This window comes from Streptomyces sp. YS-3, from assembly GCF_045257485.1.
In the GTDB taxonomy this organism is placed as follows: Bacteria; Actinomycetota; Actinomycetes; order Streptomycetales; family Streptomycetaceae; genus Streptomyces.
On the sequence record NZ_JBJHPC010000930.1, the window covers coordinates 1 to 1,705 of the forward strand.

The window sequence follows — 1,705 nt, forward strand, 5'->3', positions numbered from 1 at the left end:
GCGGTACGTACTTCATCAGCGTCCGCCCGCCCACGATCCCCAGCCCGGCGACCGCCCACAGCGCCAGCACCGCGCCCAGCCCCACCGACAGCGGGCTGTCGTACCGCGCCGCCAGGTTCGCCGTCATGATCTGCGTGAGGTCCCCGAACTCGGCGACCAGGATCAGCATGAACCCCGCCCCGGACACCTTCCAGAACGACTGGTCGGCCGGGGCCTTCACCCCGTCCTCCTCCTCGTCCTTCTTGAACAGCAGCATCGCCGCGCCCGCGAGGAACAGGACGCCCACGATCGCCTGGAGCAGCCGGTGCGGCAGCAGCGTCAGCACACTGCCGGCCGCGATGGCGAGCGCCACATGCAGCAGGAACGCCGCCGCGACGCCGACGAACACGTACGACGCCTTGTAGCGGGTGCCGAGCATCAGACCCGCGAGCGCGGTCTTGTCGGGCAGCTCGGCGAGGAAGACCACACCGAAGGTGATCGCGAGGACGGTGAAGCTGAACACGGAGTTTTCCTCAATCGGTCGGGCGCGGCGCGGCCGTACCGAGAGCGTTTCGCGAAAGGAATCCGGGGTCGCTTCGGCACGGCAGCGCCATGAAGCAATCACGGACATGGACACTGCGGCCGAAGGTCTCGCTGGCGGGCCTCGCGGGCCTGCCTCCGGGCGCCGGCTGGTCTCTCCCTGGGGAGGTTCCAGCAGTATGTCGACGGTCCGGCGAAGAGCTACTCCCCTTCTGCTCCGTACAGAATACGCGACGCCACCCGCGCCCGGCAGCGTGACCAGTCCCACCGTGCGCGTCTGGTCGAGCCCGGGCAGCAGCGCGTCGGCGGCGGCGGGCCTGGCCACCTCCAGCCGGGCGTCCCGGTCGGGCAGGCCGAGCGCCATCCCCGCCTCCACCTCCCCGCGCCGCACCGTCAGCTCGTCCAGCGCGCGCCGCCCGCCGAGGACCGTCGCGGTGAGCGCGCCGCCGATGAGGATGCCGGTGACCGGGATGAGCGCGATGCCCTTGACCGGGACGAGCCCCGTGAGCAGCAGCGCGCCGACCACCGGCACCACCCCGGCGGCGATCGGCAGCGCGGCCCACCGCCAGGTGGCGTTGGGCGTCATCCGCCGCCCGGCCGTACGCGTCGCCACCGCGTACATCAGCAGCAGGAAGCAGAGCAGCAGCGGCACCGAGCCGACCACCCAGCGGATCGCGCTCGCCACCACCGCGAGCTGAACCGCCGCACGCACCCCCGCGACCAGGATCTCCCTCGCCCGGCCGAGGTGCGCCAGCCCCGCGACCCCGGCCGCGACCAGGAGCAGTACGGCGAGAACGACCCCCAGCGTGACATTCACGGGCAGCAGCACGCGCCCACCGTACGCCGGGGCCGGTAGCGGGAGCGGCCCCCGCACCGGGTGGCGCAACCCTGGCATACGGGGCGTCAGTTCCCTTGCGGGACAAGGGCGATCAAGGAGGACGGAGATCGCCCCAACCCTTGATGTGACGTGCCCATGTCGCCACTCTGTTACCTGGCGCCCACCCCCCGGAAACCCGGCGCCGCCACGATGACCGGGCCGCGCACCCTCGCGCCCGGCCAAGGTCCCCCCACATCCAGGGAGTTCGCATGTCAGGTGTCTACGCGCGTCACGCCGCCCGGCTCTCCGCGCTCACCGCCTCCGCCGCCCTGCTCGCCACCGCGAGCCTGCTCGCCGCCCCCGGCGCCC

1 protein-coding gene and 1 pseudogene are annotated in these 1,705 nt (G+C 72.6%); both read right to left on the bottom strand.

The features are described 5' to 3' along the window. On the bottom strand, window positions 1–502 hold a 502-nt coding region (locus tag ACJA3G_RS36385; RefSeq protein WP_406557300.1), incomplete at its 3' end, for a TMEM165/GDT1 family protein. Window positions 503–760: 258 nt separating this feature from the next. Continuing rightward, window positions 761–1,348, bottom strand: a pseudogene (locus ACJA3G_RS36390) (ABC transporter permease); the annotation flags it as partial. Window positions 1,349–1,705: the final 357 nt, after the last annotated feature.